Origin of the sequence: Embleya sp. NPDC059213 (assembly GCF_042754445.1) — a bacterium.
Taxonomy (GTDB): domain Bacteria; phylum Actinomycetota; class Actinomycetes; order Streptomycetales; family Streptomycetaceae; genus Embleya.
Genome location: NZ_JBHZAV010000033.1, coordinates 14,513 through 30,357, shown reverse-complemented (window position 1 = coordinate 30,357; position 15,845 = coordinate 14,513). Strand labels below are relative to the sequence as shown.

12 protein-coding genes are annotated in these 15,845 nt (G+C 71.1%); 7 read left to right on the top strand and 5 right to left on the bottom strand.

Annotation, left to right across the window (positions count from 1 at the left end; genetic code table 11):
* Window positions 1-47: 47 nt before the first annotated feature.
* On the top strand, window positions 48-1,031 hold the full coding sequence (locus tag ACFXMF_RS15220; RefSeq protein ID WP_360321249.1) for a DUF5937 family protein: 984 nt from the start codon (window positions 48-50) through the stop codon (window positions 1,029-1,031).
* A 45-nt stretch (window positions 1,032-1,076) separates the two neighbouring features.
* Here the strand turns inward: ACFXMF_RS15220 and ACFXMF_RS15215 are convergent, their stop codons facing one another.
* Together ACFXMF_RS15215 and ACFXMF_RS15210 are read right to left on the bottom strand one after the other, a co-directional pair.
* Window positions 1,077-1,871, bottom strand: coding sequence for an SGNH/GDSL hydrolase family protein (locus ACFXMF_RS15215; RefSeq protein WP_360321246.1), 795 nt, complete (start codon window positions 1,869-1,871; stop codon window positions 1,077-1,079).
* A gap of 104 nt (window positions 1,872-1,975) precedes the next feature.
* Complete coding sequence (locus ACFXMF_RS15210) at window positions 1,976-2,959, bottom strand: helix-turn-helix domain-containing protein (protein ID WP_360321243.1); 984 nt, start codon at window positions 2,957-2,959, stop codon at window positions 1,976-1,978.
* 119 nt (window positions 2,960-3,078) lie between these two features.
* Between ACFXMF_RS15210 and ACFXMF_RS15205 the strand changes: the two genes are divergently transcribed.
* The 5 genes from ACFXMF_RS15205 to ACFXMF_RS15185 all read left to right on the top strand — a co-directional run bounded on the left by ACFXMF_RS15205 (window position 3,079) and on the right by ACFXMF_RS15185 (window position 8,967).
* Window positions 3,079-4,020, top strand: a complete 942-nt coding sequence (locus ACFXMF_RS15205; RefSeq protein ID WP_379989786.1) for an NADP-dependent oxidoreductase — start codon at window positions 3,079-3,081, stop codon at window positions 4,018-4,020.
* Window positions 4,021-4,245: 225 nt separating this feature from the next.
* The gene (locus ACFXMF_RS15200) at window positions 4,246-4,467 is read left to right on the top strand and encodes a hypothetical protein (protein ID WP_379989787.1); all 222 of its coding nucleotides are present in this window, start codon (window positions 4,246-4,248) and stop codon (window positions 4,465-4,467) included.
* Between the two features lie 57 nt (window positions 4,468-4,524).
* Window positions 4,525-6,081, top strand: coding sequence for an alkaline phosphatase D family protein (locus ACFXMF_RS15195; protein WP_379989788.1), 1,557 nt, complete (start codon window positions 4,525-4,527; stop codon window positions 6,079-6,081).
* A gap of 230 nt (window positions 6,082-6,311) precedes the next feature.
* Window positions 6,312-7,952 carry an ABC transporter substrate-binding protein gene (locus ACFXMF_RS15190; protein WP_379990283.1) on the top strand — a complete coding sequence of 547 codons (1,641 nt, stop codon included), beginning with the start codon at window positions 6,312-6,314 and terminating at the stop codon, window positions 7,950-7,952.
* Window positions 7,953-8,034: 82 nt separating this feature from the next.
* On the top strand, window positions 8,035-8,967 hold the full coding sequence (locus tag ACFXMF_RS15185; RefSeq protein WP_379990282.1) for a MerR family transcriptional regulator: 933 nt from the start codon (window positions 8,035-8,037) through the stop codon (window positions 8,965-8,967).
* Window positions 8,968-9,111: 144 nt separating this feature from the next.
* Here ACFXMF_RS15185 and ACFXMF_RS15180 read toward each other — a convergent pair whose 3' ends face one another.
* Both ACFXMF_RS15180 and ACFXMF_RS15175 read right to left on the bottom strand, forming a co-directional pair.
* Entirely contained in the window at window positions 9,112-11,241 is a 2,130-nt protein-coding gene (locus tag ACFXMF_RS15180; protein ID WP_360321228.1) for an MMPL family transporter, read from the bottom strand.
* A gap of 383 nt (window positions 11,242-11,624) precedes the next feature.
* On the bottom strand, window positions 11,625-12,362 hold the full coding sequence (locus ACFXMF_RS15175) for a TetR/AcrR family transcriptional regulator (RefSeq protein ID WP_360321225.1): 738 nt from the start codon (window positions 12,360-12,362) through the stop codon (window positions 11,625-11,627).
* Between the two features lie 195 nt (window positions 12,363-12,557).
* On the opposite strand from ACFXMF_RS15175, the gene ACFXMF_RS15170 reads away from it, so the two are divergent.
* Window positions 12,558-14,186 carry an MFS transporter gene (locus ACFXMF_RS15170; protein ID WP_379990281.1) on the top strand — a complete coding sequence of 543 codons (1,629 nt, stop codon included), beginning with the start codon at window positions 12,558-12,560 and terminating at the stop codon, window positions 14,184-14,186.
* A 69-nt stretch (window positions 14,187-14,255) separates the two neighbouring features.
* Here the strand turns inward: ACFXMF_RS15170 and trpS are convergent, their stop codons facing one another.
* Window positions 14,256-15,407, bottom strand: coding sequence for a tryptophan--tRNA ligase (trpS, locus tag ACFXMF_RS15165; RefSeq protein ID WP_360321219.1), 1,152 nt, complete (start codon window positions 15,405-15,407; stop codon window positions 14,256-14,258).
* Window positions 15,408-15,845: the final 438 nt, after the last annotated feature.

The following is a 15,845-nucleotide window of genomic DNA, read 5'->3' as shown; positions in this document are numbered from 1 at the left end:
TCGGCGACAGCCGAAACCTGGGAGGCTGTCGGCGGGAGGCGCGAGGCATGCTCAGGATCGAGGTCGGGCCGGCCGACATGGCGCGCAGCAGGTTCGGCATCTCGCCGCTGGGCGAGGTGGTGTGGGTGTTGCGGACGTTGTCGGGAAGCCACCAGGCCGGGCCGCTGCGGCCGTGGATCGAGCGGCTGCGGCCGGCGTACGACCGGCTGCGTCGGGAGCGGCCGGCGATCGCGGCGATGGCGTCGCTGTACCGGCGCGGCGGCTACAACGCGGATTTCCTGCACCCGCCGCCGTCGGGCACGCCGGCCGGGATCGGGGACGAACTCGCGGTACTGCGGGCCACCTCCCTGGACCGGGCCCGGTCCGAGCTGGCGCGCAACCTGGTCGGGTTGCGCGCGCCCTCGGCGGCGACGCGGGCGGTGTTCGACTCCCCCGATGTGGTGGGGCGGCTGGCGGACGCGATCGAGGCGGCGTGGACGAGCCTGGTCGAGCCGGAGTGGCCGGCGCTGCGCGCGGTGCTGGAGCACGATCTGGTGCGCACCGCCGGGCGGTTGGCGGCGTACGGCTGGGGTGCGGCGCTGGGCGACCTGTCGCCTCGGCTGCGGTGGCGCGACGAGGGCGTGATCGAGGTTTCCCGTGAGCAGCCCGACACGGTGCGGCTCGACGGCGCCGGGCTGCTGTTCGTGCCGTCCGCGTTCGGCTCGATGATCGTCTACGTGGAACCGCCGTGGCCGTACGCCATCGTGTATCCGGCCCGGGGCGTGGCCGAACTGCTGGGCGCCCCGGCCCGCTCGGACGACGAGGCGCTCGCCGATCTGCTGGGCGCCACACGCGCGATGATCCTGCGTGCGCTGGCCGGCCCGGCCACCACCACCCAACTCGCCGCTCGGCTCAACCTCGGCCTGGGCACGGTCGGCGACCACCTGGCCGTGCTGCGTCGCGCCGACCTGATCACGGGCCTGCGGGTGGGCCGGTCGGTGCAGTACCGGCGCACCACGCTCGGCGAGGTATTGGCCGACGGGAGAGGCTAGGCGGTCGGTGCTTCTCGGCCGGGACGCCCCGCCCCGGCGGCAGGCTCAGTCGGTGGTTGTGGTCAGGCTGGGCAGGTAGCCCCTGGCCTGGCCCGTGGCGGTCGGGTGGTAGGACTCGTCGACCGGCAGCGTCAGGCCGTGCAGCCACTCGTCCGCCCCGCACACCCCGTGCCCGGCGAACCGGCCCCGGACGTCGGCGAATTCCGCGCCGCCCGCCGCCGCCCGGGCCTTGGTGGTGTCCACCAGCACGTCGGCCGCGTCGTCCAGCGCGCGCCGCTTGGCCAGGCTCAGCCCCAGCGGGCAGCTACCCGTTTCGAACAGGCGCGGATACCCGAAGACCACGAGCCGCGCGTGCGGGGCCCGGCTGCGGATCCGCGCGTAGGTCGTGTCCAGGTCGGCCGGCAACTTCTCCCGGGCGTACGCCGTGGCCTTGGCCACCGCGGCCGAGCAGTCCCGGTCGCTGCCGACCACACACGTCGTGATCGTGTCGGCGAAGCCGACGTCGTTGCCGCCGGCGCTGATCGTCACCAGGGTGGTGTCGGCGGTCACCGCGGCCAGTTGCCGGTCCCGCACCTGGGCCGTGGTCGCCCCGGAGCAGGCCACGAAGGCGAACTCGGCCGCGCCGTGCGCGCGTTGCCACAGCGATGGATACGCGTTCGCGCTGCGCTTGCAGTCGCCGCCGTCCGCGAGGTAGTCGCCCGCGCCGACGCCGGAACTGTACGAGTCGCCCAGCGCGGCGTATCGCGACAGGGGTGCGGCCGGGGCCGGTTGGGCGACGGTTCCGGCGAACGTGAGGGCTGCGGCGACGGCGATGGCGGCGACACGGGACGGCGACGGCACGAGTGGATCTCCTCCGGAACGTGGGCACGTTGTCGGAGGTATCGGCCGGAATCCGGGCCGCCTTGATCGCCCTCACCCGTGGAATGCACGCCGGGCTCGGTGTCTCACCCGCGCATCGGCGCCGGCTCGTGGGTGCGGAAGGTCTGGCGGTAGGTCATCGGCGGCACCCCGATGGTGGCCACCAGGTGCTGGCGCAGCGAGGCGCCGGTGCCGAAGCCCGCCCGGTCGGCGATCCGGTCCACGCTCAGGTCGGTGGTCTCCAGGAGCCGGCGGGCGTGTTCGACCCGTTGCCGGGTCAGCCACTGGCCCGGGGTCATGCCCACCTCGTCCCGGAAGCGCCGGGTGAAGGTGCGTACGCTCATCCGCGCGTGCTCGGCCAACTCGGCCAACGACAGCGGGCGGTGCAGGTGTTCGAGCGCCCACGCCCGGGTCGCCGAGGTGGTGGCCGAGGACGGCTCCGGCACCGGGCGTTCGATGAACTGGGCCTGCCCGCCCTCGCGCCACGGCGGCGTCACGCAGCGCCGGGCGACCCGGTTGGCCACCTCGCTGCCGTGGTCGCGGCGCAGCAGGTGCATGCACAGGTCGATGCCGGCGGCCACCCCGGCGGCGGTGAGGATGTCGCCGTCGTCGACGAACAGCACGTCCGGGTCGAGCTCGATGTGCGGGAAGCGCTTGCGGAACTGGTCGACCTCGTTCCAGTGCGTGGTCGCCGGCCGGCCGTCGAGGAGGCCGGCGGCGGCGAGCACGTAGGACGCGGTGCAGAAGGACACGATCCGGGTGCCGGGCCGCAGTCCGGCCAGGGCCCGGGCGAGTGGTGCCGGGAGCCAGTCGGGTCGGTCGTTCTCGTCCACGCCGCAGGTGAACGGCGGAAGTACCAGGGTGTCGGCGGTCGCCAGCACCTCGGCGCCGTGCTCGACGGCGATGGCGAAGTCGGCGCTGGTGCGCACCGGCCGACCGTCGAGGCTGCACGTGATCACCTCGTACAGCGGTTCCTCGTCGGCGCCGGTCGCGGTGCCGAAGATCCGGACCGGGATGCCCAGTTCGAAGGGATAGACGTTTTCCAGGGCCAGGACCACGACTCGATGCATGGCCGGATCCTTTCACACATTGGCCACCCGGCCACTCGATGGCTGTTCGGGCCGGCGGCAGAGTTGTGCCCACGCCGCCGGACGCGGCGGTCGAACCACGGCACGAGCAGGGGAATGTGATGACGATGCGCGCCATCGGACAGGACACGCTGGGTGGGCCCGAGGTACTGAAGGTGGTCGAGGTGGAGCGCCCGACGCCGGGCCCCTCCGAGGTGCTGGTGCGGGTGCACGCGGCCGGCGTGAACCCGACCGACTACTGGCACCGCGGCACCGGCGGCCTGCTCGGTGACACCCCGGTCCCGCTGGGCTGGGACGTGTCCGGCGTGGTCGAGTCGGTGGGCCTGGGGGTGAGCGTTTTCCGGCCCGGCGACGCGGTGTTCGGCATGCCCCGACTGCCGCAACCGGCCGGTGCGTACGCCGAGTTCGTCGTATCGCCGGCCCGGCATCTGGCCCGCAAGCCGGCCGGCCTGTCGCATGTGGAGGCGGCGGCGCTGCCGGTGGCCGCGCTCACCGCGTGGCAGTCGCTGGTGGACGCGGCCGACGTACGGCCGGGCGCGCGGGTGCTGATCCACGCCGCCGCGGGTGGGGTGGGCCATCTCGCGGTCCAGGTCGCCAAGGCCCGCGGCGCGTACGTGATCGGCACCGCCCGCGCGGCCAAGCACGAGTTGTTGCGCGGCCTGGGTGCGGACGAAACGATCGACTACACGAGCGTCGACTTCGCCGAGGCCGTCAAGGACGTGGACGTCGTGCTGGACACGATCGGTGGCGAGTACGGGCCGCGCTCGTTGCGGACGTTGCGGCCGGGCGGGCTGGTGGTCTCGCTGGCGTCGCCGGCGGAGGTCGCGTTGGGGCCGGTGGCGGAGGCGGCGGGGCGGCGGGCGACGTTCACCATCGTCGAGCCGGATCAGGGCGGGCTGAAGGAGATCGCGGCGCTGGTCGAGGCGGGGTTGCTGCGGCCGGTGATCGACGCGGTGCTGCCACTGGAGCAGGCGGGCAAGGCGCACGAACTGGGCGAGAGCGGGCGCACCTCCGGGAAGATCGTGCTGACCGTGGTCGAGTAGGACGGTCGGCGGGTCGGCCGGTCCGGTCGACCGCCGGCCGGTCCCGTCGGGTGGGCTGCGGGTGGGCCGCCGATCGTCCCCACCGACCGCCGCTCGGCGGCGAACTCCCGACATGAGTCTGCGCCGGATCGACCTTCGGCCGCTGCGGGCGTCGAGCGTGCCTCCCCGGCATCGGGACGAAGGCGGACGACGTCGACCGCCACCGCAGGGAAGGGAGCACCCGCCATGGCCGAAGAGCAATCCGCACCCGCTTCGGCACACACGTCCGCGCCGCGGACGACGAAGGCCGCCGAGCGGCGGACGGTGCTCTGTCACCCGCGCGCGGACCTGGTGGTGGTCCTCGGCGGCATGCCGGCGGTGGGGCTGCTCGGGCTCCCGCTGCCTCCGCCGGCTCCGTGGCGCGAGCGGGGTACCGCCGCCGACCCCCGGCCCGCCGACCAGACTTGACGAGCCGGCCAACCCGCGTTCGCCGATACGTCGCCCGGCGCCACTACACACTTGTCCATGACCTCAGTGGACAGAAGGACCCTGCTGCGCACCGGCTCCGTCGTCGGCGCGGGCCTGGCGATCGCCCCCGTGGTGGGCGCCGGCTCGGCCTCGGCCACGACGTCGCACGCGCCCGCGTACGTGGCCTCCGGCCGGCCGAGCCTGAGCCACGGCGTGCAGAGCGGCGACGCCACCGCGTCCTCGGCGATCGTATGGGGGCGTGCCGACCGGCCCGGTCGGCTGATCGTCGAATACGGCACTCGGCCCGACCTGCGCGACGCACACCGCGTGCGGGGCCCGTGGCTGACCCCGGACGGCGACCTCACCGGGCGGGTCCGGTTGCGCGATCTGCCGTCCGGGCGGCGGATCCACTACCGGGTCCGAGTCGAGGGCGAGCGCGGTGCGGCCGGCCAGGCGGTGACCGGTTCGCTGCTCACCGCGCCGAGCGAGCGCAGCCGTTCCGGCGTGCGGTTCGTGTGGTCCGGCGACACCGTCGGCCAGGGCTGGGGCAGCAACCCGGACATCGGCGGCATGACGATCTTCGAGCAGATGCGCCGGCTGCGCCCGGACTTCTTCCTCAACAGCGGCGACACGGTCTACTCGGACGGCCCGCTGGTGGAGAGCGTCCCGCTGCCCGACGGCCGGATCTGGCACAACGTGGTCACCCCGGAGAAGTCCAAGGTCGCCGAGTCGCTGACCGAATACCGGGGCCAGTTCGCCTACAACCTGCTCGACCGCAACTACCGCGCGTTCGCCGCCGAGGTCGCCCAGATCAACCAGTGGGACGACCACGAGGTGCGCAACAACTGGTATCCGGGCCAGATCCTGGAGGACGCCCGCTACACCGAGAAGCGCGTCGACGTGCTCGCCGCGCGCGCCAAGCAGGCGTTTCGCGAGTGGGTGCCGATCGGCGACGACCGGGTTTACCGCAAGCTCTCCTACGGCCGGCACCTGGACGTGTTCGTCCTGGACATGCGCACCTACAAGGACCCCAACGACGACAACCGCTACGCCGACCCCAAGCGCGGCATGCTCGGCGACCGGCAGCGCCAGTGGCTGATCGAGGGCCTGTCGCAGAGCCGGGCCACCTGGAAGGTGATCGCCAACGACCTGCCGCTGGGCCTGGTGGTGCCGGACGGCGCCGCCGCGCAGGAGGGCGTCGCGCAGGGCGACCCGGGCAAGCCGCTGGGCCGCGAGATGGAGTTCGCCACGATCCTGCGCACGGCGCAGCGGCGCGGCGTGCGCGGCATCGTGTTCCTGACCGCCGACGTGCACTACACCGCGGCGCACCACTACGACCCGTCCCGGGCCGCGTTCAAGGACTTCGACCCGTTCTGGGAGTTCGTCTCGGGCCCGCTGAACGCGGGCGCGTTCGGGCCCAACGCGCTGGACGGCACGTTCGGCCCCAAGGCCGAGTTCGTGCACGCTCCCCCGCGCGCCAACTACTCGCCGCTGGAGGGCTTCCAGCACTTCGGCGAGGTCGAGATCGACGGCCCCTCGGGCAACCTGACGGTCAACCTGCGCGACGGCGCGTCCACCGTGTTGTGGAGCAAGACGCTGCGCCCGGTGCGCTGACGCCGAAGCCGGCGCGAACCACCCGCGAAGCACCCGCCCCGCAGGCCCTCGTCCCCGGACGAGGGCCTGCGGGCGTCGCTGTACACACGTGTCCGCCGGGTCGGCCGCTTCGGACGAAACATCCATCACTACCGGAAAAAGCGCGACAAAGATCGTTCGCGGCTTCGATTATGCTCCGCCCCCGGTTGCCCCTCGGGGGTCGGCCCACCAGATCGAAGCGAGGCACAGGCATGGACACTGCACGCGAGATACCGGACTCCGTCCGCCCGGGCCGCCCGGGCCGAAGGCCCATCACCGGGCGCGCCTTCCGTACCACCGTCCCCGCCGTCGCCGCGTGCCTGCTGCTCGGCGCGTGTGGCGGTGGCGGTGACGACAAGGCGGCCAAGGACGCGGACACCTCCACCGTGACGCCCAAGACCGGCGGCACGCTGACCGTGGCGATGGCCAGCGATATGCGCTCGATGGACCCGTTCGGCGCGCTGAGCAACTCGTATACCGACAACACCCGGCTCAACACGGTCTACGACTCGTTGTTCTGGCACGAGGCCAAGACCGGCAAGGTGATGCCGCAGATCGGCGAGAGCCTGACCCCGGACCCGGGCGCCGCGTCCTGGACGCTCAAGCTCAAGCCGAACGTCAAGTTCTCCGACGGCACCCCCTACGACGCGGCGGCGGTGAAGTTCACCTGGGACGAACACGCCGCACCGGCGCGTAAGTCGTACCAGGCGGGCACCATCGCGGCGGTCAAGGCGACCGAGGTGGTCGACCCGACCACGCTCAGGATCACCCTGAACGGCCCGAACGCCAACTTCGACCACATCGTCGCCTCGAACCTGGCCTTCATCGTCTCGCCGACGGCGTACAAGAAGGATCCGACCGGTTTCGCCCGCAACCCGGTCGGCGCCGGCCCGTACACGTTCAAGGAGTGGACCAACGGCGACCACATGACCTTCGTCAAGAACCCCACCTACTGGCAGGGCGCGGCCAAGCCGTACGCGGACACCGTGGTGTTCAAGATCATCCAGGACAGCACCCAGGCCCTGGAGACGGTGTTCTCCGGCAGCGCGGACCTCAAGGTCTCGGTCAACGCGGAGGACCCGGTCAAGGCCAAGCAGAAGGGCCTGGAGACCAAGGTCGTCACGATCATCGGCGGCGAGTCGCTCTTCTTCAACAACAAGCGTGCGCCGTTCGACGACGTCCGCGCCCGCCGCGCCGTGCAACTCGCGCTCGACGCGAACGAGGTGAACAAGATCTCCTTCAGCGGCAACGGCACGCCCACCAAGAGCATCTTCCCGCCGGACAGCCCGCTGGTGGAGCCCGGTACCGAGACCGTTCAGTCCACCGACCGTGCGGAGGCGCAGCGGCTGCTGAACGAGTTGGCGGCCGAGGGCAAGCCGCTGGACTTCACCTATTCGATCCCGCAGAACGCGAACGCGCAGCGGACCGCCGAATACATCATGACCTCGCTCCAGGGCCTGAAGAACGTCACCGTCAAGCTCGCCCCGATGCCGATCGCCGCGTACCAGACGGACATCGTGATCAACAAGAACTACCAGGCGGCGATGTTCAGTTACTACCTTTCGGACGCCGAACCCGGCCTGTACGTGAACCTCTACAGCACCAGCCCGAACAACTACCTCCTGTACGCCAACCCCACGGTCGACCAGAACCTGGACAAGGCCCGCACCACCAACGACCCGGCCCAACGCAAGGCCGCGTACACGGCGGTCGCCGCCCAACTCAAGCAGGACGCCCCCCTGTGGACCTACCAGTCCTCGGTGGTGACCGCCTTCCACCGCTCGGCGGTGGTCGGCATGGTCCTGACCAACGACGGCATGGTCCTGATGGACCGCGTCGGCCTCAAGGGCTGACCGGTACCGATCCCCGGGCCACGCCCGGGGATCGGGGATCGCACTTGAGTCTCCACCGGGTGGAGGCGGCAGGGTGAGGGGCATGAACGGCGCGCACCTGTATTCGATCGGCGAGTTGGCTCGACGGACCGGACTGTCGGTTCGGACGATCCGGTTCTACGCGGACGCGGGGGTGGTGCCGCCCACTGGACGAAGTCCCGCCGGCTACCGGCTGTACGACCTCGACGCGCTGGTCCGCCTCGAACTCGTGCGCACGCTGCGCGACCTCGGCATCGATCTGGAGACCATCCGACGGGTGTTGGCCCGCGAGGTCACCGTGGCCGAGGTCGCCGAGGCGCACGCGAACGCGGTGGACACGCAGATCCGCACCCTGCGGTTGCGTCGGGCCGTGCTGCGCGCGGTGGCTCGGCGGGCTTCCAGCCCCGAGGAGTTGGACCTGATGCACAAACTCGCGAAACTGTCCGACCTGGAACGCCGGAAGATGATCACCGACTTCCTCGACGCGACCTTCGCCGACCTGGACGTGGACCCGGACTTCCTGGCCAGGATGCGTTGCGGGTTGCCGACCCTGCCCGACGATCCGAGCACCGAGCAGATCCAGGCGTGGGTCGAACTGGGCGAACTGGTCGCGGATCCGGACTTCCGCACGTCGATTCGGCGGATGGCCGAGTACCAGGCGCGCACCCGCGACGCCGACCTCGAACCCGGCACCCACGAGCGGCTGAGCACGCTCACCCGGGAACGGGTCGAGGCGGCGCGCACGGCCGGCGTCGAGCCGACCTCGCCCGAGGCCGAACCGGTGCTCGCCGACCTGCTCGCGGAATACGCGACGGCCTTCGGTCGGACCCCCGACCCGGCCTTCGCCGCGTGGTTGTCCGAGCGCTTCGAGATCGGCGCCGATCCGCGCGCCGAACGCTACTGGCAACTGCTCGCCGTGATGAACGGTTGGCCGTCTTGGCCCAGCCTGACCCCGGTCTTCGACTGGGTCATCGCCGCTCTCCGTGCCCGGCGATAGGCCGGTGTAGCCCGGCATTTCGCGAGGTCGCGCCCCGGGCGGTCTCGGGCCGACGCCCGAACGCGAAGAGGGTGGTGGACGTGTGTTCGTCCACCACCCTCGTTCAGCAGGCTCCGATCAGCGGATCGGCGCCGTGGTGCCGGTTCAGCCGATCAGGACGCCCTCGCGGTCGCCGTCGGCGTCGGGCTTGGGGGTCTCCTCGTCCGGACGTTGGGCGAGCTTGCTGGGCCACCAGATCTTGCGGCCGATGTCCAGGCCCAACGCGGTGACCAGGACCGAGCGCACGATGAAGGTGTCCAGCAGCACGCCCAGGGCGACGGTGAAGCCCATCTCGGCGAACGAGACGATCGGCAGCGTGCCGAGCACCGCGAACGTGGCGGCCAGCACCAGGCCGGCCGAGGTGATCACGCCACCGGTCGCGGACAGGCCGATCAGCACGCCGCGCCGAGTGCCGTGCTTCTTCGACTCCTCGTGCACCCGACTCATCAGGAACACGTTGTAGTCGATGCCCAGGGCCACCAGGAAGACGAACACGAACAGCGGGAAGCCCACGTCGGTGCCCTTGAAGCCGAGCAGGTGCTCGAAGGTGAACACGCTGATGCCCAGCGCCGCGGCGAAGGACAACACCACGGTGGCGATCAGCACCAGCGGGGCGATCACCGCGCGCAGCAGCAGCCCGAGCACGATCAGCACCACGAGCAGGATGAGCGGGATGATCACCTTGTCGTCGTGCTCGGACGCCTTGGCCACGTCCATCTGGGTCGCGGTGCCACCGCCGACCTTGGCCGCGCCGTCCGGAACCGCGTGCATCGCGGTGCGGACCCGCTTGACGGTGTCCTTGGCCGCCGCCGAGTCGGGCGACGCGCTCATCACGCCCTCGATCTGCACCCGGCCGTTCGCCGCGCCGGTCTGCCGGACGCCGTCGGGAGCGATCCCTCGGGTCGCCTGGAGCGTCTGCATCAGCGCGGTCGCGGCCGACTCCCGGCCGATCACCACGATCGGGTCGCCGGAGCCCGCCGGGAAGTAGCGCTCGGAGATCTCCTGGCCGGTGATCGACTGCGGCTTGTTCGTGAACGAGTCCTTGTTGGCGATGCCGTCACCGTTGAGGTTGCTCAGGCCGATGGTCATCACGCCGAGAATGACCGCGGTGACGATCCACACCAGGCGCGGACCGCGGGAGATCTGCCGGCCGACCTTGGCCCACAGGCCGTTCTCGTCGTGCGTGATCGCGTCCGGCTCGTAGGCCGGGCGGATCGGCCAGAACACCCAGCGGCCGACGATCACCAGCAGCGCGGGCAGCAGCGTGGTCATCGCGACCAGGCCGACCAGCACGCCGAGCGCGCAGACCGGGCCCAGGCCCTTGGTGGACTGCATCTCCGCGGCCATCAGGCACAACATGCCCACGCCGACCGTCGCGGCACTGGCCACGATCGCCGGTCCGGCGCGGAACAGCGCCGCCGCCATCGCCTCGTGCCGATCCTCGTACCGGTGCAGTTCCTCGCGGTATCGCGCGATCAGCAACAACGCGTAGTCGGTGCCCGCGCCGAAGATCAACACGGTCAGGATCGCCGCGCTCTGGCCGTTGACGACCAGACCGGCCTTGGTGAACAGGTACACCACGGCTTGCGCGGTGAACAGCGCCGCGACCGCCGAGATCACCGGGAGCAGCCACAACACCGGGCTGCGGTAGGTGAACAGCAGGATCAACACGACCACGCCGAGGGTCGCGTACAACAGCGTGCCGTCGATGCCCTCGAACGCGGCGGCCTGGTCGGAGCCGAGACCGGCCGGGCCGGTGACGTACGCCTTGAGCCCGTCCGGATTGTCCTTCAGGCTCTTCTTGATCTCGTCGACCGCGTCACCGAGGTCGTTCCAGCCACCGTCCTTGATGGTGATCGGAACCAGGACCTGGGCGGCCTTGTTGTTGGGTTCGAACCTCGGTTCCTCGACCTTGTTCGTCACGCCCTTGGCGGTGGCGAACCTGGCCCGGTCGTCGGCTATCGCCTTGGTGTCGTCCGGCGACAGGCCGGCGGTCCGCTCGTAGACCACGACGGCGGGCACCGTCGTGTCCGGGCGGAAGTCCTTCTGTTCGTTGATCACCTTGGTGGACTCGGCCTCGGCGGGAAGCCACGACGAGACCTCGTTGTTCTGAGCGTCGGTCAGCTTGGCCGAGAGCGGCATTGCCACCACGAGCAACACCAGCCACAAGGCCAGCACGACCCACTTGGATCGACGGCCGCACGGCAACGCCGCGAGCGCCTTGATCCGGTTCATGTTTCCCCCAGCTAATGGGCTGATTCCAAGGAAGCAGCGGTCGATCGACGATGGATCGGTTCCGCGCCAGACCCCGCGACCGGGCGTTCGGAACCGTCCGCGACCCCGCCCGGGGCCAACCGGTCGGTGTCGAAGTTGCTGTGTTTCATACAGGAGTTCGGACTGCGCGGCGCCCCGAAACTCATCGCTTGCCGGCGGTCCGATGGCGGATTGTCCTGGATGGACGGTCCCACCGTCCACCGATTAACGCCCAGTTGCGTGCAAGGCGGGTTAATACCCGGTGAACTCACCGAATCGATAGGGGTGATCGGCAATCACACGACGACGCGGGCCGGTTTCGGGGAGCCTTCCGCGCCGCCGATCACCGCCGACCGACCCGTCGGTCAGGCGTGCTCGGCCGTGCCCGTCCCTCCCTGGTCGTGTTTCGGGTTCCGGGGCAGCACGGCCAGGCCGTCCAGGAATCGTTCGAGGACGAACTCGAACCGCTCGTTGATGTGCGGTGTGGTGAGTTCGCGCGCGGTCGCCACCAGATGCGGGTAGGTGTCCGCCGGGAAGGCCGCGATCGTGTCGCCGATCGCGGTCACCGCCTCGCGGACGGGCACCCCGGCGACCACCGCCGCCGAGATCGGCCGCTGCTCGCCGTACACGAACCCGGTCACCAGCGTGCTGAGCCCGTAGGTGATGTACGCCGCGTCCTGCCGGCTGAACCCGGCCCGATCCAGCATGGCGAGCTGATGCTCCATCACCGCGGCCATCCCGGGACCGGCCGGGAAGCGGCCCATCAGCACCCGCACCGAATCCCGCCGCCGATTCAGGAACGCACGGAACGCCCAGGCCAATTCGCGCAGTTCGATCCGCCAGTCGCCGCGGATGGGCGGCAGCGCGGGCACGCCGAGGCCGAGCAGCCCGTCGGCGAGCAGGTCGAGCAGTTCCTCCTTGTCCCGCACGTGCCAGTACAACGACGGGGCCCGGACGCCGAGTTCGGCCGCCACCGAGCGCATCGACAGGGCGTCCAGGCCGTCGCGCTCCAGCACGACCAACCCCGCCCGGACCAACGCGTCGAGGGTCACCGCCGGCCGCCGTCGTGCACCGTCCGCCGGCGCCCGGCCCTTGCCCGTCATGCCCACTCCTCGTCGTCCACTCCGGCGAGCGTCGCCGCCGAGCCCGTGCGGTCAATCCTCCAACGCATTCAGGTCATTCGTCTTCCTCATTGAGGCGGTTGTGCCCGGGGATGCGAATCAATCCCCTTGCGCCGATGCCCACCGGAGTGCAATCTAACACCGTTAGACAGTCACTAACACTGTTAGGGAGAGGTTATGGCACCCGATTCCCCCGGTCCGATACCGGGACCCGAACCCCCGCCGAGCACCCCGGGCGGCGCACCGACGGCCGCCCCGGCGCAGGCCGGCGCGCCGCGCAAGGGCCTGATCCTGGCCACCCTGTGCATCGCGCTGTTCGTGGCCATGCTCGACAACGTCGTGGTGTCCAACGCGCTGCCCAGCATCGACCGCGACCTGGACGCGGGGGTCAGCGGACTGCAATGGGTGATGGAGGGCTACAGCCTGGTCTTCGCCGCGTTGCTGCTCACCGGCGGCACCCTGGGCGACCGCTACGGCCGGCGCCGGGTCTTCCTGATCGGCCTCGGCGTGTTCACCGCGGGTTCCATCGCCTGCGCCCTGGCCGGTTCGCTCCCGGCGCTGATCGCCGGACGCGCGATCCAGGGCGTGGGCGGCGCGCTGTTGTTGCCCGGCAGCATGTCGATCATCCGACACGTGTTCACCGACGAGCGGGAGCGGGCCCGCGCGATCGGCATCTGGTCGGGCGTCTCCGGCGCCGGGCTCGCGCTGGGTCCGGCGATCGGCGGTCCGCTGGTGGACGCGTTCGGCTGGGCGAGCGTGTTCTGGATCAACGTGCCGGTCGGTGTCGCCGGGATCCTGGTCGGCTCCTGGGTGCTCCCCGAATTCGCGGAGCGCCGCGGCCGATTCGACCTGCCCGGACTGCTGCTGGGGGTACCGGCCGTCGGGGCGCTGGTGTTCGCGCTGATCGAGGGCCCGGCCCAGGGCTGGACCTCGACCCGGGTGCTCGGCGCCGCCGCACTGGCCGCGGTCGCGCTGATCGCCTTCGTGGGTGTCGAACTGCGGGTCGCCCAACCGATGCTCGACCTCGGCTTCCTGCGCGACTGGGTGATCGGCGCCGCCCTATGGGGCGGCTTCGCGGTGAGCTTCGGGATGTTCGGCGCGTTGTTCTTCCTCGGTCTGTACATGCAGGACGTGCTCGGGTACACGCCGACCCGGGCGGGCTTCGCGTCGTTGCCCTCGACCTTGGCGATCATGATCGCGGCGCCGATCTCCGGGCAGTTGGCGGGCCGGATCGGGCCGCGCGTACCGCTGGTGACCGGGCTGACCCTGTGTGGGGTCGCGCTGGGCGGACTCTCCTTCTACGGCAAGGACGCGTCCTACCTCGAATTCTTCTGGGTCCTGCCGTTCCTCGGCGCGGGCATGGGGTTGTGCTTCACGCCGATCTCGGTCGCGGTGATGTCCCGGGTCGAACCGGCCCGCGCCGGGATGGCCTCGGCGGTCACCAACACCGCGCGCGAACTGGGCGGCGTGGTCGGCATCGCCGCACTCGGCGCGGTGCTCACCGGGCGCCTGTCGAGCCGGTTGACCGAGCTGTTGGCCGACGAACGGGTCCCTGCGGACGACGCTCGTCGCATCGTCGATGCCAGTACGTCGGGCGGTGGTGGCGGCATCGGGCATCTGGGCGCAGCGCCCGCCCCGGTGCGCGAGGCCGCGACGACGGCGTTCATGGACGGCCTGCATCTCGCGCTGTGGACCGGCTCGGCGATGTTGCTCGGATCGGCGGTGCTGGTGGCGTGTCTGATGCGGGATCGACCCGAGAGCGTGGTGGGCGACGCGGTGGGCTCGCCGGCGAAGGTCGCGGCCTGAGCGGGTGGGGGCGCCGGCCGATGCCGGGAACGGGCTTGCTCGGGGCGCCCGTTCCCGGCGTGGCGAGTGTCAATACAGGCTCGCCATCGCGCCGCGCACCTCGCGCAGGGTCGCGTCGGCCACCGCGTTCGCCCGCTCGTTGCCCGCGTGCAGGACGCGCCGGACCTGGCCGAGGTCGCGCGCGTACTCGGCCCGGCGCGCCCGGATCGGGGCCAGGAACTCGTTGACCGCCTCGGTGACGGTGCGTTTGAGCGCGGCGGCGCCCGCCGTACCGATCTCCCGCGCGACCAGGTGCGGGTCCCGGTCCTGGCACAGCGCGGCGAGCAGGACCAGGCCGGAGACCTCCGGGCGGGTCTCGGGGTCGTAGGTGATGTGCCGGTCGGCGTCGGTCCTGGCGCCCCGGATCAGCTTGGCCGTCTCGTCCGCCGTGGCCGCGAGCGCGATCGAGTTGCCCCGGCTCTTGCTCATCTTGGTGCCGTCCGTGCCGAGCAGCAGCGGCGCGGCCGACAACAGCGCCTCGGGCTCGGGGAAGACGGGATGTCCGCCGGTCGGGTAACGGTCGTTGAATCGGCGGGCGATGGTGCGGGTGAGCTCCAGATGCGGCAACTGATCCTGGCCGACCGGGACCACGTTGCCCTTGCAGAACAGGATGTCGGCCGCCTGGTGCGCGGGATAGGTGAACATCAGCCCGCTGACGGCGGCCTGTCGCGAGTGCGCGATCTCGTCCTTGACCGTCGGATTGCGGCCCAACTCGGCGACCGAGACCAGGCTGAGGAACGGCAACAACAGTTGGTTGAGGGCCGGGACCGCGCTGTGCGTGAAGATCGTGGTCCGGTCCGGGTCGATCCCGACGGCCAGGTAGTCCAGGAGCAGGCCCTCGACGTGCTCGACCAGGTGGTCCGCGACGTCGCGGTCGGTGAGTACCTGATAGTCGGCGATGATCAGGTATCCCTCGACGCCGAGGTTCTGCAGGCGCACCCGGTTGTCCAGGGTGCCGAAGTAGTGGCCCAGGTGCAGGCGCCCGGTCGGGCGGTCGCCGGTGAGCACCCGAAAACGCTCGGGCGCACGGCGAATGCGCTCTTCGAGCAGCGCGCTCCGGGCCTGCGCGGCGGTGGTCTCGATCACACCCGCCGCCTCGCCCGGGTCGATCGTGGTGGTCGGCGCGCTCGTGGTCGTGGTTCGGGCGGTCGCGTCGCCCTCGATGTTCGGCGTGATGGTCATGATGTCTTCTCCCGATCGGTGGGGTGGGTCGCCGTCCCGACGGCGCCGTCCCCGGATCAGGGCATCAAAAAAGGGCCGTCCGTCCGAACGACCCTGGTCATGCACGAATGGTGGTCGCTCCTAAGTGGAGCGCCACCAACTGCGACCGACTACGTCTACCTGCTGCATGCCTCCACCATAGCGCCCGTCCCCGCCATCCGGACGGCTTGCCCGCACCTTCGCCGAACAGGGCCGAACTCGGCGCATGTGTCCGGTAATCGCCTGTCGCGCCGCGCGCCTTCCGGTCTACCGTGGCAACATTCTGGCGGGCGACGTCGCGCCTGTCCGCCCGCGCCCGCCCCGACGGGTCGAGGCCGAGGTGCGTGCTTCGCCCGCGCCGGGATCCGCGTCGGCCGACGACCGGTTCGCCCGGGCCCGACGCCGACGCTCGGGCAACTC

Bases quoted from the DNA above. Each gene is read 5' to 3' on its own strand.
- ACFXMF_RS15205 (WP_379989786.1), top strand. From the start codon at position 3,079: ATGACGATGCGCGCCATCGGACAGGACACGCTGGGTGGGCCCGAGGTA.
- ACFXMF_RS15185 (WP_379990282.1), top strand. From the start codon at position 8,035: ATGAACGGCGCGCACCTGTATTCGATCGGCGAGTTGGCTCGACGGACC.
- ACFXMF_RS15220 (WP_360321249.1), top strand. From the start codon at position 48: ATGCTCAGGATCGAGGTCGGGCCGGCCGACATGGCGCGCAGCAGGTTC.
- ACFXMF_RS15200 (WP_379989787.1), top strand. From the start codon at position 4,246: ATGGCCGAAGAGCAATCCGCACCCGCTTCGGCACACACGTCCGCGCCG.
- ACFXMF_RS15195 (WP_379989788.1), top strand. From the start codon at position 4,525: ATGACCTCAGTGGACAGAAGGACCCTGCTGCGCACCGGCTCCGTCGTC.
- trpS (WP_360321219.1), bottom strand. From the start codon at position 15,407: ATGACCATCACGCCGAACATCGAGGGCGACGCGACCGCCCGAACCACG.
- ACFXMF_RS15175 (WP_360321225.1), bottom strand. From the start codon at position 12,362: ATGACGGGCAAGGGCCGGGCGCCGGCGGACGGTGCACGACGGCGGCCG.
- ACFXMF_RS15180 (WP_360321228.1), bottom strand. From the start codon at position 11,241: ATGAACCGGATCAAGGCGCTCGCGGCGTTGCCGTGCGGCCGTCGATCC.
- ACFXMF_RS15170 (WP_379990281.1), top strand. From the start codon at position 12,558: ATGGCACCCGATTCCCCCGGTCCGATACCGGGACCCGAACCCCCGCCG.
- ACFXMF_RS15190 (WP_379990283.1), top strand. From the start codon at position 6,312: ATGGACACTGCACGCGAGATACCGGACTCCGTCCGCCCGGGCCGCCCG.
- ACFXMF_RS15210 (WP_360321243.1), bottom strand. From the start codon at position 2,959: ATGCATCGAGTCGTGGTCCTGGCCCTGGAAAACGTCTATCCCTTCGAA.